The 19,712-nt window shown below is 63.2% G+C and carries 16 protein-coding genes and 3 pseudogenes; 9 read left to right on the plus strand and 10 right to left on the minus strand.

Annotated features, from left to right (window positions below; translation table 11 throughout):
• Nucleotides 1–45: 45 nt before the first annotated feature.
• The 3 genes from ABQJ48_RS26360 to ABQJ48_RS26370 form a co-directional block, all read right to left on the minus strand.
• Nucleotides 46–573 (minus strand): chromate transporter, encoded by a 528-nt coding sequence (locus ABQJ48_RS26360; protein WP_367840898.1) that lies wholly within the window; start codon nucleotides 571–573, stop codon nucleotides 46–48.
• Between the two features lie 5 nt (nucleotides 574–578).
• A complete protein-coding gene (locus tag ABQJ48_RS26365; RefSeq protein WP_367840899.1) occupies nucleotides 579–1,190 on the minus strand; it encodes a chromate transporter in 612 nt (203 codons plus the stop codon).
• A gap of 141 nt (nucleotides 1,191–1,331) precedes the next feature.
• A complete protein-coding gene (locus tag ABQJ48_RS26370; RefSeq protein ID WP_367840920.1) occupies nucleotides 1,332–2,153 on the minus strand; it encodes a LysR substrate-binding domain-containing protein in 822 nt (273 codons plus the stop codon).
• A gap of 124 nt (nucleotides 2,154–2,277) precedes the next feature.
• Between ABQJ48_RS26370 and ABQJ48_RS26375 the strand changes: the two genes are divergently transcribed.
• A complete protein-coding gene (locus tag ABQJ48_RS26375; RefSeq protein WP_367840900.1) occupies nucleotides 2,278–3,129 on the plus strand; it encodes an alpha/beta fold hydrolase in 852 nt (283 codons plus the stop codon).
• Nucleotides 3,130–3,822: 693 nt separating this feature from the next.
• Here ABQJ48_RS26375 and ABQJ48_RS26380 read toward each other — a convergent pair.
• Nucleotides 3,823–4,909: pseudogene (locus tag ABQJ48_RS26380) on the minus strand (M14 family metallopeptidase).
• 43 nt (nucleotides 4,910–4,952) lie between these two features.
• Nucleotides 4,953–6,146 (minus strand): M20 aminoacylase family protein, encoded by a 1,194-nt coding sequence (locus ABQJ48_RS26385; RefSeq protein WP_367840901.1) that lies wholly within the window; start codon nucleotides 6,144–6,146, stop codon nucleotides 4,953–4,955.
• Nucleotides 6,147–6,357: 211 nt separating this feature from the next.
• Here ABQJ48_RS26385 and ABQJ48_RS26390 point away from each other — a divergent pair, with 211 nt between their 5' ends.
• The gene (locus ABQJ48_RS26390) at nucleotides 6,358–7,227 is read left to right on the plus strand and encodes a LysR family transcriptional regulator (RefSeq protein ID WP_367840902.1); all 870 of its coding nucleotides are present in this window, start codon (nucleotides 6,358–6,360) and stop codon (nucleotides 7,225–7,227) included.
• Nucleotides 7,228–7,263: 36 nt separating this feature from the next.
• On the opposite strand, the pseudogene ABQJ48_RS26395 reads toward ABQJ48_RS26390, so the two are convergent.
• Nucleotides 7,264–7,515 (minus strand): annotated as a pseudogene (locus ABQJ48_RS26395) (biosynthetic-type acetolactate synthase large subunit); the annotation flags it as partial.
• Between ABQJ48_RS26395 and ABQJ48_RS26400 the strand changes: the two are divergent.
• From ABQJ48_RS26400 to ABQJ48_RS26420, 5 genes and pseudogenes are all read left to right on the plus strand, one after another.
• Nucleotides 7,507–8,187, plus strand: a pseudogene (locus ABQJ48_RS26400) (TolC family protein); the annotation flags it as partial. The pseudogenes ABQJ48_RS26395 and ABQJ48_RS26400 overlap by 9 nt on opposite strands.
• A 227-nt stretch (nucleotides 8,188–8,414) precedes the next feature.
• A complete protein-coding gene (locus tag ABQJ48_RS26405) occupies nucleotides 8,415–10,034 on the plus strand; it encodes a methyl-accepting chemotaxis protein (protein WP_367840903.1) in 1,620 nt (539 codons plus the stop codon).
• Between the two features lie 228 nt (nucleotides 10,035–10,262).
• Nucleotides 10,263–10,565 (plus strand): hypothetical protein, encoded by a 303-nt coding sequence (locus tag ABQJ48_RS26410; protein WP_367840904.1) that lies wholly within the window; start codon nucleotides 10,263–10,265, stop codon nucleotides 10,563–10,565.
• A gap of 489 nt (nucleotides 10,566–11,054) precedes the next feature.
• Nucleotides 11,055–12,809 carry a ShlB/FhaC/HecB family hemolysin secretion/activation protein gene (locus tag ABQJ48_RS26415; protein WP_367840905.1) on the plus strand — a complete coding sequence of 585 codons (1,755 nt, stop codon included), beginning with the start codon at nucleotides 11,055–11,057 and terminating at the stop codon, nucleotides 12,807–12,809.
• A 240-nt stretch (nucleotides 12,810–13,049) separates the two neighbouring features.
• Nucleotides 13,050–13,853: a transporter substrate-binding domain-containing protein gene (locus tag ABQJ48_RS26420; RefSeq protein WP_367840906.1), complete on the plus strand. Its 804-nt coding sequence runs from the start codon at nucleotides 13,050–13,052 to the stop codon at nucleotides 13,851–13,853.
• Between the two features lie 114 nt (nucleotides 13,854–13,967).
• Here the strand turns inward: ABQJ48_RS26420 and ABQJ48_RS26425 are convergent, their stop codons facing one another.
• Both ABQJ48_RS26425 and ABQJ48_RS26430 read right to left on the minus strand, forming a co-directional pair.
• On the minus strand, nucleotides 13,968–15,161 hold the full coding sequence (locus tag ABQJ48_RS26425) for a phytanoyl-CoA dioxygenase family protein (protein ID WP_367840907.1): 1,194 nt from the start codon (nucleotides 15,159–15,161) through the stop codon (nucleotides 13,968–13,970).
• A gap of 138 nt (nucleotides 15,162–15,299) precedes the next feature.
• The gene (locus ABQJ48_RS26430; RefSeq protein ID WP_367840908.1) at nucleotides 15,300–15,812 is read right to left on the minus strand and encodes a hypothetical protein; all 513 of its coding nucleotides are present in this window, start codon (nucleotides 15,810–15,812) and stop codon (nucleotides 15,300–15,302) included.
• Between the two features lie 183 nt (nucleotides 15,813–15,995).
• Here ABQJ48_RS26430 and ABQJ48_RS26435 point away from each other — a divergent pair, with 183 nt between their 5' ends.
• The gene (locus ABQJ48_RS26435; RefSeq protein WP_367840909.1) at nucleotides 15,996–16,877 is read left to right on the plus strand and encodes an endonuclease/exonuclease/phosphatase family protein; all 882 of its coding nucleotides are present in this window, start codon (nucleotides 15,996–15,998) and stop codon (nucleotides 16,875–16,877) included.
• Between the two features lie 29 nt (nucleotides 16,878–16,906).
• Here the strand turns inward: ABQJ48_RS26435 and ABQJ48_RS26440 are convergent, their stop codons facing one another.
• Together ABQJ48_RS26440 and ABQJ48_RS26445 are read right to left on the minus strand one after the other, a co-directional pair.
• Nucleotides 16,907–17,575: a hypothetical protein gene (locus ABQJ48_RS26440; RefSeq protein WP_367840921.1), complete on the minus strand. Its 669-nt coding sequence runs from the start codon at nucleotides 17,573–17,575 to the stop codon at nucleotides 16,907–16,909.
• Nucleotides 17,572–18,978, minus strand: coding sequence for a selenium-binding protein SBP56-related protein (locus tag ABQJ48_RS26445; protein WP_367840910.1), 1,407 nt, complete (start codon nucleotides 18,976–18,978; stop codon nucleotides 17,572–17,574). The genes ABQJ48_RS26440 and ABQJ48_RS26445 overlap by 4 nt, the downstream gene beginning before the upstream one ends.
• Before the next feature lie 621 nt (nucleotides 18,979–19,599).
• Here ABQJ48_RS26445 and ABQJ48_RS26450 point away from each other — a divergent pair.
• Nucleotides 19,600–19,712: porin (locus tag ABQJ48_RS26450; protein ID WP_367840922.1), on the plus strand; the 113-nt coding region annotated here is incomplete at its 3' end.

A 19,712-nucleotide genomic window follows, 5' to 3' on the forward strand; every position in this document is an offset into this window, starting at 1 on the left:
GCCGGTCCGGCCCCTTGTTCGTGCATCGATCGGCTGCGCCGCGCCTCAATGGACCAGCTGAGCCAATCCCAGCGCCGCACCGACCACCACGAGCCAGATCGGGTTGAAGCGGGTCCGATAAGCGATTGCCGCCGTGGCGATGGTCAGTACGATCCGGCCAGCCGCAATGTCGATCTCCCGGGCGAACACGTATGCGGCGCAAGCGAGCAGTCCGACCGTAACCGGTGCCAGCCCCCGGCGGATGGCGGTGATGAGCGCGGAATCGTTGCGCCGCTCCACCCAGTGGCTCACGTAATACGCGACGAGCGCAGAAGGAACGATCTTCGCCAGCGTCGTGACCAGCGCGCCGGCGAGCCCGGCCGCCTGAAAGCCGATCAACGCCACTGCCATGCCGTTCGGCCCGGGCGCCGCCTGTGTAATCGAAAAGAACGTCACGAACTGCTCGGCGCTCACCCAGTGCCGCGTATCGACTGCATAGCGCTGGATATCGGCTAGCGTCGCGTTCATCCCGCCTACCGCGAGCAGCGACCATAGCGCGCTGTGAACCGCAAGATCGGCGAGCGACGTCCACACGGCGCTCACTCCTTGCGGGCCGCGGCCCGGCCCTGACGCACCGCACGCCACATCAGCCAGCTGCCGAAAGGGCCGAGAACGGCAAGCACGAGCAATAATGGCAGCCTCAGCACGCCGATGGCGATGAACGTCGCCGCCACCAGTGCGGCATTTCGCAAGTCGCGCGGCAAGCTCGTGATCAGCTTGAGCACGGTCGCGATCACGAGTCCGGTGGCAACCGGCATCAAGCCCGCCAGAAGATGCGCGGTCACCGCGGCATGCCCCCAACGCGCGTAAGCATAGCCGAGGCCGATGGTGATGATCGTCGGTGCGAGGTACAGGCCGCCGACCCCGGCCACCGCCCCCATCGCCCCGCGATACTGCCGCCCGAGTATCGTTGCAAGGTTCGACACATTGGGTCCCGGCAACAGTTGCGCGAGCGGCAGCAGCTCGGCGAACTCGCGGTCCGTGAGCCAGCGGCGCCTGTCAACCAGCATGCGCCGCGCCCACGGCAACACGCCGCCAAAACCCGTCAGCCCGATCAGGAAGAACGCACCGAAGATCTCGCCCAGGCTCGGCCGGCCGACGCATGGGCCGGTCGCGGTGCTATTGGCACGATCAGGAACAGGTACTGTCATCAGCGCGTCCGTTGGCGGTTATCGACTGGCTCGTCGCTGAGATGATAGCAACGACGCGGCTACGCACATAAGGTCGAAGGTGTTCGCGGGCAGCGTGCAATGGCTCTGCCACGCCTCGCAGCATGGCTCCCGGGTCTGCGACTAGCGCCTCAAATCCGCAAGAATTTTCTCCGCGAGAAAGTCACATGGCGGGCGCCTGGACCCCGTGCTTCGCGCGAGCACCATTTCGAGCGCGTCGATCTTCGGCAGACCATGAGCCTGGCCGAGCAGCATGAAGTGCGAGGGCACCGCGCAGCGCGCCAGCGACACCACCGCGAGCCCAGCCTCGGCCATCGAAATCAGACCGAGCAGACTGGGGCTTTCATACGAAGTCCGGTAAGTGATCTTCGCGCGCTCGAGGCTGCGAATCGCGTTTTCGCGCGCGACGCTGCCTGGCAAAAACACCGCGATTGGCAACGGCCGCTCGCGCCAGATCTCATCGGCGCTCGGCGCCGCGGCCCATTCCATCGGCTCGAAACGGATGAATTCTCCCGACAAGCCTTTGACGCGCGTCGCGCATACCAGATCGACGGAACCGTCTTTCACCATCGGCGCGAGCGCAACGCTGGGCAAACCGACGACCTGAATCTGCACTTTCGGATAGGTCGCGGAAAACTTCTTGAGAATCGGCGGCAGCAGCGAGGACGCGTAGTCGTCCGGCACGCCGATGCTCACCCGTCCGGTCACGTCTGGCCGAACCACCGCGGCCCACGCCTCGTCGCGCAAGGCCAGCATGCGCCGGGCGTAGGTCAGCAGGACCTCGCCGTCCTGGGTCGGGACCACGTTTCTGGGCTTGCGGACGAACAGCGGCTTACCTAGCGCGGTTTCGAGCGTTTTGATCTGCATGCTCACCGCCGATTGCGAGCGATGCACCAGCTCGGCCGCCCGGCTGATGTTGCCGGTGTCGGCCACCGCGACGATCATCGTCATCACGTCCAGATCGAGCGCTTTCAATGTTGGTATCAGAAAAATAGATGAATTCGATCAATATTACGCGATTTTCGACGAAGTCGACATCGGGCATAGTGATCGTCAAAGGAGCCAGTCCATGAACGCTCGAACCGATTTTGCCCTGCTTGCCGTGCCCGAACTGTCGTTTGCGACGATCGCATCCGGCATCTGCGTGCCGTATGTCGAGTGCGGCGAAGGCGAACCGCTGCTCTTCGTGCATGGGTCGCTGTGCGACTACCGCTTCTGGAGCGCGCAAACCGCGGCGCTGTCGCAGCATTTCCGATGCATTTCGGTGAGTCTGTCCCACTACTGGCCGGCGAGCGAAGCGTGTATCCAGAGCGAGTTCGGCTGGCAGACGCACGTCACCGAGCTGGCCGAGTTCATCGAAGCGATCGGCCTCGCACCCGTGCACCTGGTCGGGCACTCGCGCGGCGGCTGCGTTGCGTTTCATGTCGCCCGCGAGTATCCGCGGCTCGTGAAGTCGCTGACGCTCGCGGACCCCGGCGGGCCATTGCAGATCGCGGGGACGCCGGATGCGGGTCTGCCCGCATCGACCAATGTGTTGCGGGCGCGCGTGGCCGAACTGATCGAAAACGGGCAGATCGACGCGGGGCTCGAACTGTTCGTCGACTCCGTGAGCGTGCCGGGATCGTGGCGCAGGAGCCCGCTTGCGTTTCGCACGATGGCGATCGACAACGCGGGCACGCTGCCCAAGCAGTTGCGCGATCCGTTGCCCGCCTATTGCCAGGAAGCGGCGCGCGACGTGAAGTGCAGGACGTTGCTGATCGACGGCCAGAAGAGTCCTCGGATGTTTCGCAGCAATGTCGAAAAGCTCGAAGAATGGATCGACCACGCGGAGCGGCAGACCATTGCCGGCGCCTCGCATGGGATGAATGTGTCGAATGCGGGTGCCTTCAACCGGCTTGTGAGCGCCTTCGCGCGCTTCTGAACATGGCGCGCGAGGCGCGCAGCACGCGCGAGCGGCTGCGGCGGAGCATAGGCCGGTGATCACCAGCTTTAATGCTGCCCGGCGTTAAGTAGCAGCCAGGACTGCCGCGCCGGCGGTCCGCCGAGAATCCGCGCAAACACCGCCCGGCAGCGAACGCACGTGTAGTGCTCCTCCGCCCGCGCGTCCTTGACCGCCCCGACGCCGTTGAGCGTGAGATCGCCGTGAGGAGGCACAGATGACGGCTGCCCGTAGAGGTCTGCGCACAGCGCGCAAGGTTGAATCCAAAGGTCCATTCGTGGGCTGCCAACTGTTGCGACAGTCATGATTGCCGGCTTGTCGAGGTGCGGGGATCGCGACGCACGTGCCGATTATTCCGCGAGCCGGTGATCATGATACAGCCGGTCGCGGTCATCGAGCGCCGGGACTGCTCGCAGTGGCGATGAATGCAGGCACGAGCCGGGACGGCGAGGTGCCGCGGCTGATCGGGAGCGGGTTGCCCTCGTGCTTTTCTTTTGGGGCTGCTCATTGCAGCCGTCTCACGGTCCGCGCTGGCGCAGCGTTTTACGCAGCGGCTCGGCCAGCTGCCGACGCACTGCGTCGATGCCCTACCTGGCGCGCTGGCGTCTGCGGATCGCGGCGCAAGAGATGAACCACCGCGTCGCGACACGCCGCTTCCGTCGACGCGACACCCGCCTATTCCCGCGACAGCCCGACTACCGCCTGCAGAATGGCCGCGCGCGCCTGTCCGAGAATCATGCCCCGCCATGCGTCGTCGTCACAGTAGAACGCTTCGCGAACAGCATGGCGGAGGGCTCCGATGTGCTGCTTCTGCGCCTCGGGATGCTGGCGCAGCCAGGCGTCGGCACGCAGCATGTGGAGCATATCGACCAGTGGAATCGTGCCGTATTCGATTGCGATCGCCGTGCTGTCAGCGTGCTTGCACGTGTGGCGCAGCGTGTCGAGCACCGGTCCCGCGACATTTGCCGCCACCGAGGTGTCGTCGAGCGGACTCGTCACATCCGCATCCCACCAGCTGCGGGCGCGCTGCAGCTCGCCGTTGCCAAGCTGTCCCACGCAGATTTTCTCGCCGTGTCCGTACGGGCCAAGTCCCGTGTGGAAATCGATCCAGCCAATGCTGTCGCAGGCCGCCCCATGGCATTCGAACAGCATCTGCAAGAGCCGCGTGCTCCACACGGGGCGATGGCCGCCGAAGAACATACCGTCGGCATGCCGATATTGACCGATGGTCAGCGCCTGCTGATACGCCTGTTCACCGCGTTGCGCGATGTAGTCGGCAATGGCCGCCGCGTTTGCGTCCGACGGCGGCCAGGTCGACGGCACCAGCAACGCATGCAGATCGTCGTAGGCGGGATTGACCGGCAGCGGCAACGAGAAATCGATGCTATTGCGGTTCAGGTCGACATTGTCCTCGTTGGTGCGGCTCAAATGCGAGAAGCTGTACGGATTGATCGCATGAACCACGAGGATCGCGACGTTCAGTCTGTCGAGCAAAGCCTGCAAAGGGCGGTCACGCAACAGCGCGATCTGCGCCGCGGAGCCGCAAAAGCCCTCCACACCATGCGTGCCAGACGTCAGCACCAGCATTCGCCGCCGTTGCGGGGCCGAGTCGCACTACGTCGGTTGACAGGTCCTCTCCTTCGAGACCTTGGCAGCCCGTTATCACATGCGTTTCCACCTGCGCCTGAATAGCCGCAGCAGCCCGCCGGTACTCTTGCCGCGCATTCGCATAGGACGACTGGAAATAGGATGCCCGGTTCATGGCGTCTCCTCAGGGTGCGATTTTTTTGCGAGCAGCCCGAGCGCTACGCGTGCGTGAGGAACGATTCGGTGAGGCGCACCCAGTACGTGGAACCGAGCGACAGCACATCGTCGTTGAAGTCATAGCTCGTGTTGTGCAGCATGCAGGGGCCAAGACCATGACCATGGTCCCGGTGATCGCCGTGACCGTTGCCGATGTACGCGTAGCAGCCCGGCTTTTCGAGCAACATGAAAGAGAAGTCTTCCGCGCCCATGGTCGGATCGATGTTCGTCTCGACATGGTCCTTGCCGACGATGTCCTGCATCACGTCCAACGCAAAGTGCGTCTCCTTTTCCGTATTGACGGTCGGCGGATAGTTGCGCTTGAACGAAAACTCCACGCTGCAGCCGTACGCGAGCGCCGTCGCTTCGGCAAGCTGCTTCATGCGGGTTTCGATCAGGTCCAGCACGTCCACGGAGAAGGTGCGCACCGTACCGGCAAGCGTCGCCGTATCGGGAATGACGTTGACGGCTTCGCCTGCGTGGATCTGTGTAATCGACAGGACCGCCGAGTCGATCGGACGCTTGTTGCGCGTCATGATGCTTTGCAGGCCGGTGCCGATCTGCATCGCGGTGAATACCGGATCGATGCCGTTGTGCGGAATGGCCGCGTGTGCGCCGACACCCTTCACGTGAATGCGAAATTCGTTGCTCGACGCCTGCGTCGCGCCGACACGCGCGCCGAACTCCCCGGCAGCCATACCCGGCCAGTTATGCAGCGCGAACACGGCGTCCACCGGAAAACGTTCGAACAGTCCATCTTCGATCATGGCCTTTGCGCCGCCACCGCCCTCCTCGGCCGGCTGAAAGATGAACACAACGGTGCCGTCGAAATTGCGGTGCTGCGAAAGGTATTGCGCCGCGCCGAGCAACATGGCCGTATGCCCATCATGGCCGCATGCATGCATCTTGCCGGCGTGCTGTGACGCATGCGCAAAGGTGTTGAGTTCCTGAATCGGCAGTGCGTCCATGTCGGCACGCAAGCCAATCGCCTTGCGGCCGGCGCCTTGGCGCAGCACACCGACGACGCCCGTCTTGCCGAGCCCGCGTGTGACTTCGATGCCCCAGGACGCGAGCTTCTGCGCGACCACGTCCGCCGTGCGGTTCTCTTCATAGCAAAGTTCCGGATGCGCGTGGATGTCGCGACGAATCGCCTGGATGCCGGCTTGCGCCTGGGCAATCTCTGGAATGAGTTTCATACGGGTTCCTTCTTCGTTTTTGGCAGGAGTTGCACGTTTTAGCGTGACACGTTTAACAAGTGCGCCGGTTTGTCTTTCAACAGCTCATTGTCCATAGCCGTTATCATCAGAGAAAGCTAAAATTTCTTGTGATTCGCTTCAAGCATTTTGATGTATGAACCGCGCCCGCACAGTCGCCGGCGCATTCGTTTGCGATGTCTTCGAGGTTGCCTTGAGCACGTTACGCTTTCTTCGTACCTTCGCGGCCGTCGCGCGACACGGCTCGTTTGCAGTCGCCGCCGAACAGATGGCGCTCACTCAATCCGCGGTCAGCATGCAGATGCGCGCACTCGAAACCGAGTTCAAACATGAACTCTTCGACCGCTGCGGGCGCAAGGTGATGCTTAATGCGATGGGTAAAAGCCTGTTGCCGCACGCGCAGCAGTTGCTGTCGCTGTACGAGGCCATGAGGACGATCGCGGGGGGCTTGGAGGAAGACGTCGGGCCGGTCTGCGTCGGCGCGGTCGAGTCGGTGGTGGGCGCCCTCGCCGAGGCTGCGGCGCATTTGAAGATCGCGCGGCCGAATCTCGACCTGAGAATCATGGCGGCGAAATCCGTCGACCTGGCCGCGCGTGTCGACGCGGGCGAGATCGACGCGGCGGTGATCATCGACAGCCCTGGGCGACGGCCAGCCAGCGTGCAATGGACACCGGTCTATTCGGAACCGCTCGTGCTGCTAGCCAATGCGAACATGGCGCCCGCATCGGTGCCGGAGTTGCTCGGTTCGCACCGATTCCTGCGCTTTGACCGGACGCAGCGAACCGGCGCCGTGATCGATCGCGCGATCCGCAAGCAGCGTCTGAAGGTCAACGAATTTCTCGAACTCAACTCGCTGGAAGGTATCGTCGAACTGGTGCGTCAGGGCATCGGCGTTGCTATCGTGCCGCTGCTGCGGCGTTCGTCGTGGAAGCGCGACGACGCGCTGCGCGTGATACCCCTGCCTCCGGAAGCGAAGCGCAACATGGGCATGCTGGAGCGCGCGGAACACGGCAAGATGGCCGTGACCGCGGCGATTGCGAGGCACCTGAAGGAGGTGATCTGAGCATCGTTGGGTGGCTCGCCTCAATATCGGCATGGATCAGAACATATCGGCGGCCGCTTGGGGATGAACGCTGTTGCTTGCCGGTTCTCGCCCGGCTCGGGACGCAATGAACGGACCGGTGATCATATTCGCGTAGCTTTGACCGGGACCCACCATCGGGAACACATCGGCGTCGCGGTCAACCATGACTTCCAGAAAAGCCGGTCCTTCAAACGCGACAAAGGCCTTCAGCTTGTCCTCCAGTTCGCCCAATGCTTCAACGCGACAGGCGAACTCGAACTGCTGGGCATGGAACCGGGCGCGCTGCGCCCAGCGCTGAGCGAGCCGCATGACGTGTCGCTTCCCGCGCAGGTGCCGATCGGCGTTCCGTCGGAGCTGGTGCAGCGGCGGCCCGACATCAGGAAAGCGGAGGCTCAATTGCATGCGGCCACCGCGACGATCGGCATGGCGAAGGCCGACTTCTACCCGCGCATCTCGCTGAACGGCAGTGCGGGGTTCCAGACCCTTCAGCTTTCGAGCCTCGCTGATTGGGCGTCCGGGTAGTTCGTCGTCGGACCGTCCATCACGCTGCCGATATTCGAAGGCGGACGCCTGAAGGGCACACTGCATCTGAGGGAGGCGCAGCAGCAGGAGGCCGCGATCGTCTACAAACGCACCGTCCTCGAGGCGTGGCGGGAGGTGGACAATGCGCTCGTCGTCTACGACGCCGAGCAACGGCGGCGCGATCGCCTGACGGCGGTGGTCAGCCTGAATCAGCGCGCGCTGTCGGTCGCGCGGCAGCGGTACAAGGCCGGTGCGGTCGACTTTCTCGAAGTACTCAACGTGCAGAAGCAGTTACTCGATGTACAGAGCAAGCTCGAGCAAAGCAAGGGCGAAGCAGCCGCCAATCTGATCACGTTATGCAAGGTGCTCGGTGGCGGGTGGGAGTCGACGTATGCCACGCCGGACAGTACTCATTGACGTGGGACTGCCTGAGCAGCATTGCAGATGGAGAAGATCTCGGCGGTGAACTGGGCCTGTAGATGGACCAAGGGTTTCACAGGATAAGGCTTCGCTCTTATGCGCCGATAACCCGGGGAGGAAGCACCTTGACGCGGCGCAGTCCACCGCTGCCGCCCTGCACCTCGCTCGTGTGCCGCCGCCCACCGCATTTGCACGATCTTTATTCGTTGCGACGAGGACTCAGGATGCACAAACTCAGTTTTACTCAGAAACTGTGGCTACCGCTGATCGTCAGCCTTGTCGCATTGCTCTCGATCTCAATTCTGGCGGCGTGGCAGTCACGCGCGATGCGCATCGAGGAACGTAAGCACGATCTCTCGAATGTAGCGCACGTCGGTCTGAGCATCGTGACGGAATATGCGGCGCTCGCGCAAAGCGGCGCTCTGCCGGAGGCGGACGCGCGCAAGCAGGCGCTCGAGCGCCTGCGCGGCATCCGCTACGGCGAAGACGGCTACCTCCTCGTGATCAACTCGAAGCCGCAGATGGTGATGCATCCGATCAAGCCCGCACTCGAAGGCAAGGGCCTTGCGGAGAACGCGGACACCGACGGGCGCCACCATTACGTGACGTTCGCGTCGACCGCGCAGGCGCCAGAGGGCGGCTTCGTCGACTACGTGTTCCCCCATCCGGGCGCCGCATCGGCGCAGGCGGTCGGCAAAATCGGCTATGTGCTGCGCTATGCGCCGTGGGACTGGATCATTGCGACTGGCGCGTACGTCGACGACATCGACGGTGCATTTATGCAATCGTTGTGGCTGATCGGCGCGATGTTCGTGACGGTGTCGGCGCTGCTCGTGGCGTTCGTTGCGGTGACCAATCGCAGTATCGCGCGCACGGTCGGCGGCGATCCTGCCTACGCGACCGACGTGGCCGATGCGATTGCATCGGGTGACCTCACGGTGGCGATCCACACGCGCGACGGCGACACGTCGAGCCTGCTGCACGTGATGCAGCGCATGCGCGACGCGCTGACCGGCACCATCTGCCAGATCAAGCACGCGTCCGACAACGTCGCGTGCGGCGCGAACGAGATCGCCAACGGCAATGCGGACCTGTCCTCGCGCACCGAGAGTCAGGCGGCTTCGTTGCAGGAAACGGCGTCCAGCATGGAACAGATGACGTCGATGGTGCGCCAGACCGCGGACAACGCGCGAACCGCGAGCGAGTTGGCGGCGGGCGCCGCGCATGTCGCCCACCGCGGCGGCGAGATGATCACGCAGGCCGTCGCGGCGATGAAGGACATCTCCAGCGAATCCGGCCGCATGGTCGACATTATCGCGACGATCGAGGGCATCGCATTCCAGACCAATATCCTGGCGCTCAATGCGGCGGTCGAAGCGGCGCGCGCGGGCGAACAGGGGCGCGGCTTCGCGGTGGTCGCCGGCGAAGTGCGCAGCCTCGCGCAGCGCAGCGCGACCGCGGCCAAGGAAATCCACGAGCTGATCAGTCGCGCGGTGCGCAACGTGGGCTGCGGCGCAACGCTGGTCGAACAGACTGGCGCGACGATTGGCGAGGCGCGCGACGCGATCATGCGGGTGACAGGCGTCGTGCAGGAGATCGCCGCCGCCGCGACCGAGCAAAGCGCCGGCATCGACCAGGTGAACCTTGCGGTCACGCAGATGGACAGCATGACGCAGCAGAATGCGGCACTGGTCGAGCAGGCGGCGGCCGCCGCGCAGTCGCTCAAGGAACAGGCAATGAGCCTGCAACGCGCGGCCGCGGCCTTCCAGCTGGACGACGCCGATGGGGGCGGCCGCGCACCGTTGGCGCCGCCTCTGGCAGCACGCCGCGTCGTGCTCGCATAAGGAACGGCGCCGGGACGGCTTCGGCCACCTCCGCCGCGAAAACTATCGTTTGAATATCGATGTGCAGAAGCACAGGTTGAGTTCTATAACAGTATTGCGGCTTGAGTCCCACATGCCGCTTGCTCGCCGGCCATGACGCCGGCAATTCGACTTCGGAGGTTTAGCGGAAACAGTCTGACGAATCCCTGCTTTGCCTGTTCGACTCTCGACTACCGGCTATCGGAGGTAATGATGGAGTTCGAGTACAGAGGCTGGGTGATTGACGCAACCCCGGAATTCTCGCTTGGTCAGTTCTTTGCGCACGCGCGGTTGGTCCGTGCGTCATCCGGTGACGATGTAGAACCGGAAATGCACATTGAGCGCAACCTTGCCTGGTTCGACGACCAGGACGAGGCAATCGAGCTTGCACGGCAATGGGCCATCGAGTGGGTCGACGCGCGCGAAGATAAGGTCGGCAGCGCGGACACCGATGACTTTATTCAAGCGCAACGATGTTCAAGTGACCGTTCGCAAGTGCTCCGGAAAATGTGAATCTGTACGATTGAACCAACGTCGGCGCCCCTCGCGCGACGTGTGTGCTTCGGGCCGCGGCGACGACTGCGGCTTTTTTTGCGGCAGAGTCCCTTGAGTACTTATGCGCGCAATTCAATGTCGCGAGCTTCCGTGGCATGCTTTCCGAACGGCTCCCCCGCAATGCGATGCATGTCCTATTCCGCAGATGTTTAGGCAGAAAAGGTTGATATTGGAGCTGCATGCCGCTCTTTGGCGTTCCCCTTCCTCATAGATAATCCCGTCATCAATATCCGGGCGGCGGGATCCATGACAGCGGCAAGCCGCCAGCGCCGGTCAGCACACGGCTAGCGTGACAAGCGACGCCGACCCTAGGCGACGAGGAGACGTGATGGACCCTGTTGCGCCGGTATGGGATGCCGAACCTGATGCGCGCCGCCGCAACGCGCAAGTCGCGTGGCTTCCCTGTGCCGCCGCCATGCTTTGCTGCATCACTGGAAAGCGTGCGCGATGCGACGCGGGGTCGAGCCTGTGCGTCATGCACTGATTGCGCTAGGCATTGCAGCTGCCGTTCAGTGCTCGCCAGCCTTGGCGCAGGCGTGGCGCGACCTCGCGCCGCAGCCTGCCCCGCCGACCCCGCGCAGCACTGCGCCGCCGCAGTCTCCCGAAGCCGGGACGCAGTCCTCGCAGATCGCGGTGACGAGACTCGAAGGACTGATCTTCGAACCCGCGGGTACCCATGCTGCCGCAGAGCCTGCGCCGCCGCAACGCATCGCGGCCATCGATCTGCCCGTACTCGACGCCCCCTTTCTCGACACCTTCGACGCGGATCTCGGCAAGCCGCTCAGCTTCGGGCGTCTCGCCGAAATCCGGCGCGCGGTCATCGAGCGTTATCGCGCGGCGGGCAAACCGCTGGTGGATGTCTACGTGCCCGAGCAGGACGTGACCCCGGGCGTCGTGCATATCGCCGTCGCCGAATTTCGCCTGGGCCAGGTTCGCGCTCGCGGCAACCGCTACTTTTCCGACGCGTTACTCGAACGCGAGATGCCGCTCAAACCTGGCGGCGCCATTTTGCAGTCGGCGGTGTCGTCGGGACTGGCGGTGCTCAACGCGAACCCTTATCGGCGAGTGGACGCGGTCTTTGCACCGGGCGACGCGCCGAACTCGACCGACGTGATACTGCAAACGGAGGATCGCCTGCCGCTGCGCGTGAACGCGGGCTACGACAACGCAGGCGTGCCGCAGCTCGGCCGCGATCGCTTCTTCGCGGGCATCGGCTATGGCAACCTGTTCGGACTCGACCAGCAGATCGCGTATCAATTCACCGCCAGCAACGACTTCTTCAGCGGCAATCCGGACATCGAAGGACGGCCTGATCGCGCGCGCTTTACCGCGCATGCGCTGAACTACGTGGCGCCACTGCCGTGGGGCGACAGCATCGAACTGTTCGGGGTCTATGCGCAGAGCACGCCGCGGCTGCCCGAAAGTTTTGGACAGACAGGCATCTCCGCCCAAATGAGCGTGCGTTACGACTGGCGTCTGCCGAGCACGACCGATACCGCGCAGCAGATCCAGTTCGGCTACGACTTCAAGCGCAGCAATAACGATCTGGAATTCGGCGGCTTCCAGGTGTTCAACTCGAACACCCACCTGCATCAATTTCTGTTGACCTACGCGGTGAGCAAGCCGAACGACGCGGGCGCCGCGCACGCATCCGCGACGCTCGTCGGCAGTCCGGGGAGACTCGACAGTGCGAACAACGAGGCCGCGTTCAACGCAGCGCGACAAGGCGCGAGCCCGCGTTACCTGTATCTGCAACTGGCCGCGCTGCGCGCGTTCTCGCTGGGCGGCGGCTTCACGCTGAGCGCAAACGGCGCGTTCCAGTGGACCGCAAACACCTTGCTGCCCAGCGAAGAAATGGGACTTGGCGGAGAGTCCAGTGTGCGAGGGTATACGCCGTACGTCGCACTGGGCGATCGCGGCTGGAACATACAGACGGAATTGCGCGCGCCGGGACTACCGTTCGGCACGAGCAGCGCGGTCGTGCAAGCTTTTGTCTTCTTCGATGCGGGGCACGTGTGGAATCGCATCGATGAGCCGGCGGAAACGAGTAGCGGTACCCTCGCCAGCGCCGGTGCGGGCCTGCGCTTTCAGTGGTCGCGATTCGTCGACTTTCGCTGCACGTATGGCGTGCCATTGCGCGCGCCCACCCCGGGTGGATCGAAAGCGCCGATGGTGCTGCTGTATCTTTCGATCGGTAGCTGACTTGCGCGCGAACGGCACGTCGCATTGCGCCAGCCACGTTTTTTGGAAACCGCTTTCAGAGTGCACCGCGAGTGCTAGGATGACGCCTGCGAATGGCGTATCTTCGCAAAACAGCACCGGTGGCTATGGGTCATCATGGAGACTACTGACCGGGTTAACCAGCCTTCCAAAGGACCGAATCACTTCCCTGGTAGTGGAATGGTTGTGCAGCCCGATACTCAATCGAAGAGGAGACATCTAATGAAATTGTCGAAGCTCCTGCTCATGAACGTGTTTGCCTTATCGGCCATCGGCTTGACTGCCGTGGCCGCGCATGCGGAAGATCTGCTGGACTCGGTAAAACACGCCGGCGTACTCAGGATCGGTCTGGAGGGCACCTATCCTCCATTCGACTCGCGCAACAGCGCGGGAGAACTCGAAGGTTTCGACGTCGACGTGGCGAAGGCGGTCGCAGCCAAGCTCGGGGTCAAGCCGGAATTCATTCCCACCGAGTGGAGCGGCATCATCGCGGCGCTTCAAACCGGGAAGTTCGACGTGATCGTCAACCAGGTCACGATCACCCCTCAACGCAAACAGGTGCTCGACTTCAGCCAGCCTTACACGTACTCGGCTGCGCAGTTGATCCAGCGGGTAGACGACAAGCGCGAGTTCAAGTCGCTAGATGAGTTCAAGGGCGACAAGAAACTGGGCGTGACGCTCGGCACCAACTATGACCAGATGGCGCGAGCCGTGCCGGGCATCAACGTGCAGACCTACCCGGGTGCGCCGGAAAAGCTGCGTGATCTCTCGAGCAAACGTATTGATGCGACGATCGACGACCGGCTGATGCTGCCGTACATGATCAAGACCTCGCAACTGCCGCTTCGTCCGGGCGCCGTGCTCAAGGGTGCCGATCAGGAAATGGGCATCCCGTTCCGCCAGAACAACCCGAAGTTTGCGAAAGCGATCAATGATGCTCTGACCGAGTTGAAGCAGGACGGTACGCTGAAAAAGATATCCGTTCATTGGTTCGGCACCGACGTGACGCAACCCGTCTCGCAGTAATTGCCTGGCGTTGGCGCGCCCACGACGCAAAGCTGGATTGGCGGCGTGGGTGCGTAGCGGGGGCAGCCAATTGCCGCGGCCGGTTGCCCGCGCCCACGGCTGCGGTCCCGGCGCCTACGCTTGCCGGCGCGACGCCTGCTCGCGGATCGCCGCACGAAATCGCTCAACGCTCCACGATTCATCGAGTGCGCGGCAGAACAACTCGTGCTGGCTCTGCGGCGCGAGACCGCCGAGCGGCGGGTCGCGGTCGAGGTTGGTTGGGAAGGGGTAGCCCTCGGCGCACGAAGCGACCACGGCGTCGGCTTGAGCTCGCGTCATGCCCGATGTCGCGAGGCATTCGAGCAGGATTGGATACAGCGCCTCGCACATCTTCGTGCGGTTCAACGACTCCATTGCCCGTCCATACGCCGATGAGATCTGCAGAAGGTTCGCCATCCGCTGCACCGACGCAGTCCGGTTCCGACCGGCAGCGTGAAAGAGCGCGGGATTGAAGAAGAGCGCATCGCCTTTCTCCAGCGGCAATTGCACGAAGTGCGCCTCGAAGTAATCGCGGAAATCCTGGCGACGCCATGCAAGATAGCCTTCGGCATATCGTTGCGAGAACGGCAGAAGCCTGGTCGGCCCGCTTTCCACCGGCATGTCGCTATGAGCGATCGCGCCTTGCAGCGTGAGAAAAGCCGACATCGCATGCACATGGGCCGGGTAACGTTCCGCTTGCGCTACCGTCTGGAAGCCGAGATGGTAGTCCCGATGGGCCTGCTGCGCCTCTCCGCCGGGACGCACCACATTCACCTGCGACGTGACCTGAAAGCGAGGACCGAGCCACGCCTCGGCCACCGCGACAATCGCCGCGCTCGCATAGTAGCGGGCGAACACCGACGGAGCGCGCAGGCACAGCTTTTCCTGCGCGTTCCAGATCCGGTCATTCGCGCCCGCTTTCGCAAAGTGGTCCGCGGCTGGGGCGCCCGCTTCGTGTTCTTCGCGGATGATCGATTCGAAAACTTCAGTGGCGTCGTCAACGGGCGTGATGTCCGCATAGACCCGCTTGAGCACCAGCACGCCCGCCCCACGACTCAAGACATTGGCCCACTCCGCTTGCAAGTCGGCGCGACGCAGCGGGTTGTCCAGATCATGGCGAAGTTCGCTACAGTCGTAGATCGGAACGTGCTCGCGTATGCAGGCGGCGAATTGAAGAGCGCTATCCTCGGGCCGGGCCTTCAGCGCAGCAATGAAGTCCTCCAACGAACAATCCTGCTCCCGATACAGGTGACGTGCCGGCGCATCGTTGCGCGGGTCGGTGATGTGCATGGCGCGTTCTCCGCGAGTACATACGAAAGATGATAAGGCTTATCTCACGCAATCATCGAGGAAAGCCCCGTGGTTTTGCGCGGCCTTGCGTCGCGCACTTGCAACTGCCAGCCGGCGAGCGGATCCACCCGTCGCGCGTCAATGCGCTTTGCTTCGCTTGGGCGGCACGGCGTTATTGGACAGATTGAAACCCGACTTTTTGCCCGAAGGCGGCGAACTCGCGCGCATTCGCCCGGATTCCTTCGCGCCTGAGAGTTGCGCGAGGAGCGCATCGTCATCCTCGGCTTCGCTTGCTTTGGGCGAAGCAGCCGCATTCGCTGGCCGCTTCTTCCTGGTCGGAGCAGCTTGGGCACCCGCGCGGCCAGCGGGCTTGCCAGCGGCAGCAAGACCCGTGATGTGTTCGATCACGGCAGCAAAATCCCGGTCCACGTTGTCGAGCGGATTGCCCGGCATCATGACCGCGACCATGATCTCGCGTATCGAACGCCCGTCTGCGGCGCGAACCCCGCCGATGGCGTCCCAGTCCATCGGCGCCCCGCCGACCGAAGCAATGACCCGCTCGAGCACCGCGGGCGACAGCAGGCCGGCTTCATAGAGGCCGAGCACGAGTCGCTGTGCAGCATCAGCGAGGGCCGAAGCGGGTGAGGCCATGCGTCGTTCTCCGTGGGGATAAAAACGGCGGCGCAGTCGAGGATGCCGCGTCGCACTAAACGCAGTTGAAAGTGCGCATAACAGGAACCCGCAAGCGGCATGCCCACCCGCGCTTGCTGTTTCGCCGCAACGCATCAATGGCGCAGCGATAGACTGATGCTGTGTTTTTCGAAGGAGAACGTCATGAGGCTCGTCGACTGGAACGTTCAATGGGGATGCGGCGTCGACGGCCGCGTCGACCTCCCCCGCATCGTGCGGGAAGCGCGCGGCTTGTGCGACTTCGATGTGCTGTGCATGCAGGAAGTGACGCGCGGCTTCAACGAAGAGCCGGCGGCCGGTGGACTGAAGGGCTCGCCCTCGCCGGATCAATTCACCGAGCTTCGCGGTTTGCTGCCCGGGATGATCGTGATCGACGCGATCGGCTCCGATCTGCCATCGCCGGGCAATGGCCAGCATAGCGGGCATCGTCGACAATTCGGCAACGCGATCGCGACCCGCTTGCCGGTCCGGCAGATACTTCGCCATTCGCTTCCATGGCCTGCAGATCCCGCCAAACCCTCGATGCTGCGCGTCGCGCTCGAAGCCGTGCTCGACACCGACGTCGGACCACTACGCGTGATCTGCACGCATCTCGAGTTCTATTCGGAAAAGCAGCGGCTTGCGCAAGTGGCACGACTGCGGGAGTTGCATCAGGAAGCGTGCGATCACGCGCGCTTTCCCGCTCGCGCCGAAAAGCCGGACAGCCCGTTCGCCGACACGGGTCGCCCCATGAGCGCCATAGTCTGCGGCGACTTCAACAGCGCATTCGAGGGTGCGGCATATTGCCGAATGCTCGAACCGATTGCGGACGCGCCCGCCTTCGTCGACGCATGGGCTTGCGCGCATCCTGGCGAGCCGCGCGCGGCGACGGTCGGCCTGTACGATCATGAGCAATGGGCCGAGGGACCCTTCGCGTGCGATTTCCTTTTCGTCACGGAAGATCTGAAGCCGCGCATCGTATCGTGCGATGTCGATCCGCACAGCCGTTCGTCCGATCATCAGCCGATGTGGCTGGAATTACGCTAGATCTGCGCCGGCGACGCACGGCTGAGCGATCAGTCAGCCAAAGCATTCGCCAACGAAATTGCGCCCACGACGATGAGGCTGCACGCCCACACCCTATCCAGATTGAACCAGCTTCGCGCTACGAGCTTGAGCCCCAGATAGCGATAGACCAACCATGCGAGGAGGCCTCCCGCGACGATCATCGCAGCGCCATGCGCGGCGGCGACCAACACGGCCATGCGCAGGTCGTCACCGACGAGCGCCAGCGCAGCCTGATGCGCGCGATCCATTCCATAAGCGCGGCACAGTCCGAGGTAGACCGGCACCAGCATCAGTCCCGCGCCGTGCGCAATCGCAATCGCGAACGACCACAGCGCAAGACGCGACGGCGCAATTCGCGCAAGCATACGCGGATGGCGTCGCCAGACGAGCAGCCACGCGCCGAAACCGATGACGAGCACGCTCGCGCCCATCTGGATCTGGCGCTGCCATTCGAGCAGAATCGCCAGCATCGCGAACGGCAGCATGACGACGAACATCGCGAGCACGTGCCCCGCCGCCAGATACAGCAGCGCGGCAAGCAGCGCCTGCGCGCGCCGCTGTATCAAGCCGCTGGAGACCGCGAGCGGCCATCCCATGGCCGGGTTGATCCCGTGATAAATACCGCTCGCAAAGATCGCTGACCAAAGGCCGATTCGCGACCAGCCTTCGCCGATCAAATGCCCACCGACGGATAGCAGAACGAATCGGTCGAGCAATCGCCACCTTCGAGCCGGATCTGATGAGCGCGGTAGCCTTCGGGAAAGCTCACCCAGAAATCGTCGGCGAGCGTGAGGCCGCCGCCGGGTTCGGCCCGCGCCATCACCTGCGCCGCGGGCACCCCCTCTGGATAGAACTGGTCGTCCCAGCTCGAGTAGAGCGAGTTGGTCCAATAGACGCGCTTGCCGTCGCGGCTGATCTCGACCATCTGCGGCCCGCCCGCGAAGGCTTCACCGTTCGGATGACGCGCGCGCCGCGCGATTCCGCCGACGTGGACCGAACCCGTCAGCCTGGGCTTGCGGGGCTCCGTCACGTCGTATTGCCGCATTTCGCCGGTTCCCCAGCAGGCGACGTAGAGAAATCTGTCGTCGAGCGAGAGATCGATATCCGTGACGAGCGGCGGCACTGCGCCGAAACCCTGCAGCAACGCTGGCAATTCATCCGCCGCGGCGGGCTCGGGCGCAATGGTCGCGGTCTTTTCGATGTGGAACTTCCCGTCCTCGCGCCACCAGGTCCAGATGGACCCTTCCAGATTGGTCGTGTCGACCACCACGCCAATGAACCCGTACTCACGGCTCGGATCGTGCGCAGGCCGCACTTCGAGCGCCATCTGGTGATTCGCGCCGAGGTCGATCGTCTGCACGTTGCGCCGTGCGCGCAGGTCCCAGAAGTGGATGTGGTGGCCGTACTTGTTGGACAGAAGGTCCGACGCCACGATCCCGTTTTCGAATTGCGGCGGCAACGCCCATTCGCTCGACACCATGTAGTCGCGCGGCAGGTTCCACCAGAAATCGTAGTGCTTCTCCTGCGGACCACGGTCGATTTCCCAGCGGCCGAGCACATCGAACGTCTCGCAGTCCATGATGAAAATCCCGGGCGGCCCGTCGGTGCCGTCTTTCCCACTGCCGCCCAGCGTGCTCACGTAGATACCCTCGGGTCCGCAATGAACCGTATGCGGACGCGAGTAACCCGTCTTGCGGAAGATTTCCGCGGGTTCGATGATCTTGTGAATGCGCGCCTGAGTTGGATGAGGCTTCGTATCGACAATGTAAATGCGCGATGAACGCATGCCCGGAATGATCAGATAGCGCCGTTCGAGGAACGCATGGCCGGTTAGCGGCGAGAGCGCGGACGAACAGGCATTCCATCCGAAGTGATGGAACTCGTCGCCCTTGTTTGGCACCGCAACGGTGTGCACCACCTGGCTGTACGTCGGTGAGCCCGGTTTCACGTCTACGACCGCCAGCGCGTCGGGCTGCGAGAAATCGGGGCTGAGCAGCAGCGTGTACGCGTAGTCTTCCGCGGGCGCGTCCATTGCAAGTTTCGGCGACGCGTGGAACGTGGGATCTGGGCGCATACCCATGATGGACTCTCCTTGTCTGGCGCAACGACGCTCAGCTAGATTTGTAGTCCACGCTCATGTCGAGATCAACCGGATGTTTCGATAAGCGTGCCGGGTGGCTCCTGCGAGCAATCCAACACAGGCAGCACGCGCAGGCTGCCTTATTAGACAAATCGCAGTTGCGGCGTCGTTTGCGAACCAGGCATGGCAAGTCCCTTCGCTATGCCAGCCTGCCGACTGTGTCGCCAATGAGACAGATTTGTTCGCTGTCCCGAACGCATCGCTTGTCCGGCATGACAGCACCGATCCCTAGCGGCGATCGCGCCTGGGCCGCGCAGCGCCGCATCGGCTCTGCCTGCGGCGTCGCGCCCTCGAATCGGCCCGTGGGCGATGGTCCCCCATCATCGTTTAAAACAGAAAGAACTAACTAGATCGTACAAAATACGTATAAACCCCGAAAGACGCCGGATTGCGTTTCATCGACACTTCTGCCTGTCGTCAATACTGAGCGCGACTTTGTGCGCCTTTTTGGGCACTGGCACGGCATGCTCGTCGGCCATGCACGGCGCAGGTTGAATTGCCGAACGATCACTAGTGACGCAGTTCGACGAAAAACATTCACAAAGATTCACAGGAGTAGCAATGAAAAAGGCACTGGTCACTTCGGCCATGGGGTTGGTCGCCATGGGCGCGCATGCACAAAGCACCGTGACGTTGTACGGTATCGTCGATACGGGTATCGGCTATCAGAACAG

Origin of the sequence: Paraburkholderia suaedae (assembly GCF_040812055.1) — a bacterium.
In the GTDB taxonomy this organism is placed as follows: domain Bacteria; phylum Pseudomonadota; class Gammaproteobacteria; order Burkholderiales; family Burkholderiaceae; genus Paraburkholderia.

Bases quoted from the DNA above. Each gene is read 5' to 3' on its own strand.
- ABQJ48_RS26385 (WP_367840901.1), bottom strand. From the start codon at position 6,146: ATGAAACTCATTCCAGAGATTGCCCAGGCGCAAGCCGGCATCCAGGCG.
- ABQJ48_RS26410 (WP_367840904.1), top strand. From the start codon at position 10,263: ATGATGGAGTTCGAGTACAGAGGCTGGGTGATTGACGCAACCCCGGAA.
- ABQJ48_RS26405 (WP_367840903.1), top strand. From the start codon at position 8,415: ATGCACAAACTCAGTTTTACTCAGAAACTGTGGCTACCGCTGATCGTC.
- ABQJ48_RS26365 (WP_367840899.1), bottom strand. From the start codon at position 1,190: ATGACAGTACCTGTTCCTGATCGTGCCAATAGCACCGCGACCGGCCCA.
- ABQJ48_RS26415 (WP_367840905.1), top strand. From the start codon at position 11,055: ATGCGACGCGGGGTCGAGCCTGTGCGTCATGCACTGATTGCGCTAGGC.
- ABQJ48_RS26420 (WP_367840906.1), top strand. From the start codon at position 13,050: ATGAAATTGTCGAAGCTCCTGCTCATGAACGTGTTTGCCTTATCGGCC.
- ABQJ48_RS26425 (WP_367840907.1), bottom strand. From the start codon at position 15,161: ATGCACATCACCGACCCGCGCAACGATGCGCCGGCACGTCACCTGTAT.
- ABQJ48_RS26375 (WP_367840900.1), top strand. From the start codon at position 2,278: ATGAACGCTCGAACCGATTTTGCCCTGCTTGCCGTGCCCGAACTGTCG.
- ABQJ48_RS26430 (WP_367840908.1), bottom strand. From the start codon at position 15,812: ATGGCCTCACCCGCTTCGGCCCTCGCTGATGCTGCACAGCGACTCGTG.
- ABQJ48_RS26370 (WP_367840920.1), bottom strand. From the start codon at position 2,153: ATGATCGTCGCGGTGGCCGACACCGGCAACATCAGCCGGGCGGCCGAG.
- ABQJ48_RS26435 (WP_367840909.1), top strand. From the start codon at position 15,996: ATGAGGCTCGTCGACTGGAACGTTCAATGGGGATGCGGCGTCGACGGC.
- ABQJ48_RS26445 (WP_367840910.1), bottom strand. From the start codon at position 18,978: ATGGGTATGCGCCCAGATCCCACGTTCCACGCGTCGCCGAAACTTGCA.